At 59.5% G+C, this 3914-nt stretch carries 4 protein-coding genes; 2 read left to right on the top strand and 2 right to left on the bottom strand.

Translation table 11 applies throughout. From position 1 onward, the window contains the following. Nucleotides 1-228: 228 nt before the first annotated feature. Together OC610_RS22685 and OC610_RS22690 are read left to right on the top strand one after the other, a co-directional pair. Nucleotides 229-813, top strand: coding sequence for a hypothetical protein (locus OC610_RS22685; protein ID WP_264430948.1), 585 nt, complete (start codon nt 229-231; stop codon nt 811-813). A 185-nt stretch (nt 814-998) separates the two neighbouring features. Beyond that, nucleotides 999-2309: a PQQ-dependent sugar dehydrogenase gene (locus OC610_RS22690; RefSeq protein ID WP_264430950.1), complete on the top strand. Its 1311-nt coding sequence runs from the start codon at nt 999-1001 to the stop codon at nt 2307-2309. Nucleotides 2310-2453: 144 nt separating this feature from the next. On the opposite strand, the gene OC610_RS22695 is transcribed toward OC610_RS22690, so the two are convergent. Together OC610_RS22695 and OC610_RS22700 are read right to left on the bottom strand one after the other, a co-directional pair. Then, a complete protein-coding gene (locus OC610_RS22695) occupies nt 2454-2987 on the bottom strand; it encodes a C40 family peptidase (protein WP_030142395.1) in 534 nt (177 codons plus the stop codon). A gap of 165 nt (nt 2988-3152) precedes the next feature. Next, on the bottom strand, nt 3153-3779 hold the full coding sequence (locus OC610_RS22700; RefSeq protein ID WP_264430954.1) for a C40 family peptidase: 627 nt from the start codon (nt 3777-3779) through the stop codon (nt 3153-3155). Nucleotides 3780-3914: the final 135 nt, after the last annotated feature.

Here is a 3914-nt window from a genome sequence, read left to right on the forward strand (position 1 = left end):
GCGCGCACCGGCTTCCCTGTTTCACCCTATCGGCCATCGCCATAGAGCACCTGAAACAAGCCGCGAAGGTTAGAGGGTTGGGGTTGGAGCGTCAATTAAAGCCGCGACGGTCATAACCTCGGACATTGGCCCGGATCAATAAACTGACGTCAATCTTGTGTGATGCTGCGGCAAGTGATATCAAAGAGACACTATGACCCGATATCACAAGAACAAGAGGGCAAACGCATGCAAGGCATGATCATCAGCAATCCGAAGCTGGAATTCCTGCGCCCGGTGTTGGAACGCTGGTTCGACTGTATCGACCGCTACAACGCCGTGCGCGGCGATAACGACACACCTTATTGGCACGATGAAAAAGCCAACCTCGGGTTGCTGTCGGCCGCCGCCTGGATGGCTGAAATGGTCACGCTGCAGGACGCACCCACGCGCAAACAGAACGAAGAAGGCGAACGCAACGCCCGCGCCGACCTGTTGATCGCCAGCACCGATGAACGCGCCTTCATCCAGGCGACGCAACGCTGGCCGAAGGTCAACAACCTGAACCTGACCCAACCGCTGCTGGAAGCCACCAGCGACGCCAAGCGCATCAGTTACGCCAGCGACTTGCGGCTCGGCTGCCTGTTCGTCGCCCCGCAAAAAGCGCAGCAGAGCGCCACGCCCGAAGAGCTGCAGGACATGATCGATGACTTGCAAAAGGAAAACACCTGCGCCGTGGCCTGGTATTTCCCATATGCCTATCGCAAATTGCGCAACGAAGCCGGGCATTATCATCCCGGCGTCGCGGTGCTGTTCAAGCAGGCTCATGGTTGATTGTGGGAGCGAGCCTGCTCGCGAAAGCGGTCAGCCTGACATCGAAATGCTGGCTGCTATGCCGTCTTCGCGAGCAGGCTCGCTCCCACAGGGAATTCGTTTGCCTGGCGGGTTTCCCCACCGTTGAACCATCCCACGTCTACGCTTCTCTATGAATAACATCATGCATTCATAGGGAAGCCCGCATGCTCAAGCCATCTCACCTGTTGATCGTCGCCCTTGCTACCGGGCTAGTCGCTTGCGGCGAGTCTTCCACCTTGCAGGTTTCCGACGGGATCGGCCCCTCGCCGAAACTGCCCGAGCCGAACAAAACCCTGATCCCCACCGTGAATATCGCCGAAGCCGTCGGGTGGCCGGACGGCGCCAAGCCAACCCCGGCCCAAGGCCTGAAGGTGGCGGCATTCGCCGAAGGGCTGGATCATCCGCGCTGGCTCTACGTCCTGCCCAATGGCGATGTACTGGTGGCCGAAACCAATGCGCCACCCAAGCCCGACGATGCCAAGGGCATTCGTGGTTGGGTCATGAAAAAAGTCATGGGGCGTGCGGGCGCCGGCGTGCCGAGCCCCAACCGCATTACCTTGCTGCGCGATGCCAATCATGACGGCGTTGCAGAGACGCGGACGATCTTCCTGGAGAATCTCAACTCACCGTTCGGCATGACGCTGGTGGGCAATGACCTGTACGTGGCGGATACAGACCGGTTGATTCGCTTCCCTTATAAGGAAGGCGACACGAAGATCACGGCACAGCCGACCAAAGTGGTCGATTTGCCGGCCGGCACGCTCAACCATCACTGGACCAAGAACGTGATCGCCAGTCGGGACGGCAGCAAGCTGTACGTCACCACGGGTTCAAACAGCAACGTTGCGGAAAATGGCATGGAGGCGGAAGAAGGTCGCGCGGCGATCTGGGAGGTGGACCGGGCCACCGGTGCTCATCGCATCTTCGCCTCAGGTTTGCGCAACCCCAACGGACTGGCTTGGGAGCCTCGCAGTGGCGCATTGTGGACAGCAGTAAATGAACGGGACGAGATTGGTAGCGACCTGGTGCCGGACTACATCACCTCGGTGAAAGACGGCGGCTTCTACGGCTGGCCCTTCAGTTATTACGGGCAGAATGTGGATCTGCGGGTCGAACCACAAAACCCAGAACTGGTGGCCAAGGCTATCGCCCCTGACTATGCCGTCGGCCCCCACACCGCGTCATTGGGCCTGACCTTCGCCGAAGGCAGCACCTTGCCCGCGCCTTTCACCGAAGGGGCCTTCGTCGGGCAGCATGGTTCCTGGAACCGCAAGCCCCACAGTGGTTATAAAGTGATCTTCGTCCCGTTCAACGCAGGCAAACCGGTGGGACAACCGGTGGATGTGCTGACAGGTTTTCTCAACGCAGACGAAAAAGCCCAGGGCCGGCCGGTGGGCGTGGTGATTGATAAACAGGGCGGTCTGTTGGTGGCGGATGACGTCGGGAACAAGGTCTGGCGGGTTTCGAAGAACTAAGAACCGGAACCGAACCGTGGCGAGGGAGCTTGCTCCCGCTGGGCTGCGTAGCAGCCCCAAGCTTTTAGCGGTTGCTGCGCAACCGAGCGGGAGCAAGCTCCCTCGCCACAAGAGTCTCTCCCGCAGAGTCGATCTTCTTAATCGTCAGGGATTACGCGCCAGATGCTCCGGCTGCAACACGCGCTTGGCGCCCAGGTAGGCTTTCTGCCAATAGGCCTTGGACAGACTGTCCAACTTGACCGTCCCGCCCGTGGCCGGCGCATGGACGAAACGTCCTTCTCCCACATAAATCCCGGCGTGGCTGACCTGGGAGCCGCCATTGGTGGCGAAGAAAACCAGGTCGCCCGTTTCCAACGCATCCTTGCCGACCTCCGGCGCCCGCATGCTAATCATTTCCCGGGTGGAACGCGGCAGGGAAATACCGGCGGCATCACGGTACACGTAGCCGATCAAGCCACTGCAATCGAAACCTGAATCCGGCGTGTTGCCACCCCAGCGATAGGGCGTTCCCACGAGCCCCAGCGCGCGGAACAGCACGTCTTCAGCGGCCGGAGACGAAGGTTGGGAGGGAGCGAATACCACCGGAGCCCGCACGGGCGCGGGTGGTGGAGTACGACTGGCACAGGCGCTGAGCAGCGCGGCAAGAAGCATGAGAGCGAGGCGGGCCGACGTCGACATATGCAGAACAATCCTGATCTGGATGCGGCTTTTCTGCCGTGGAGATGGAAACAAATCCGCCCGCGTAGTACGCAGGCGGATTGCCATCAATCAATGATCAAGGATTCTAGCGGCTATGGGGCAAACTTCAAGTAAGACTTTAAGTTTGCCCTACAACCTGTGCGCTTACTTGCGAGCCGTGACCACGGTCGGTGCCATGGCGAGGGCGCGCTTGGCTTCAAGGAAGGTCTTGCTCCAGTAGCTGTCGCCCAGGCTGTCGATTCGCACCCCACCGCTGCGGCGGCTGCTGGAGTGGATGAACTGGTTGTCGCCCAGGTAGATACCGGCGTGGCTGACGCGACCGCGACGACCGTTGGTGCTGAAGAACAGCAGGTCGCCAGGCTCCAGCTGATTGCGTGCAACCAGTGGGGCGTTCACGTTGATCATTTCGCGAGTGGAACGCGGCAGGTTCATGCCGGCCTCTTCGCGGAACAGATAGCCGATGAAACCGCTGCAATCGAAGCCGGCTTCAGACGTACCGCCAAAACGATAACGAGTACCGATCAAGGACATGCCACGCTCCAGGATGCTGTCTGCCAGCACTGGAAGCTGATAAGGCTTGCTGCCGGCGAACTCTGCCAGCTCTTTGTCGGTGGCCATTTCTTCCTGGAACGCAACGGAGGAAGACTGGGCGGTTACGGAATTCTTGACCTGTACTTGTGGCGCTTGCTGGGACACTGGGGAGTGGGCAGCGCAACCGAACAACAGGGTAACGAGTGCGAGAGGCACGAGGGGTGCGAAGCGATTTAGCATGGGCACGACCGTGGCTGAAGTAGTAAAGATGGCGAGACTATGCCTTCTATCGTCCTCATTTGCAAATTCAATCGATGCAAATGTGACTTCTCGGTTTTACGTTTACATCTAAGCGCTTAAGCCCCATTTAGAACT

It is taken from the genome of Pseudomonas agronomica (genome assembly GCF_025917275.1).
GTDB classification, from domain to species: domain Bacteria; phylum Pseudomonadota; class Gammaproteobacteria; order Pseudomonadales; family Pseudomonadaceae; genus Aquipseudomonas; species Aquipseudomonas agronomica.

Bases quoted from the DNA above. Each gene is read 5' to 3' on its own strand.
- OC610_RS22685 (WP_264430948.1), top strand. From the start codon at position 229: ATGCAAGGCATGATCATCAGCAATCCGAAGCTGGAATTCCTGCGCCCG.
- OC610_RS22690 (WP_264430950.1), top strand. From the start codon at position 999: ATGCTCAAGCCATCTCACCTGTTGATCGTCGCCCTTGCTACCGGGCTA.
- OC610_RS22695 (WP_030142395.1), bottom strand. From the start codon at position 2,987: ATGTCGACGTCGGCCCGCCTCGCTCTCATGCTTCTTGCCGCGCTGCTC.
- OC610_RS22700 (WP_264430954.1), bottom strand. From the start codon at position 3,779: ATGCTAAATCGCTTCGCACCCCTCGTGCCTCTCGCACTCGTTACCCTG.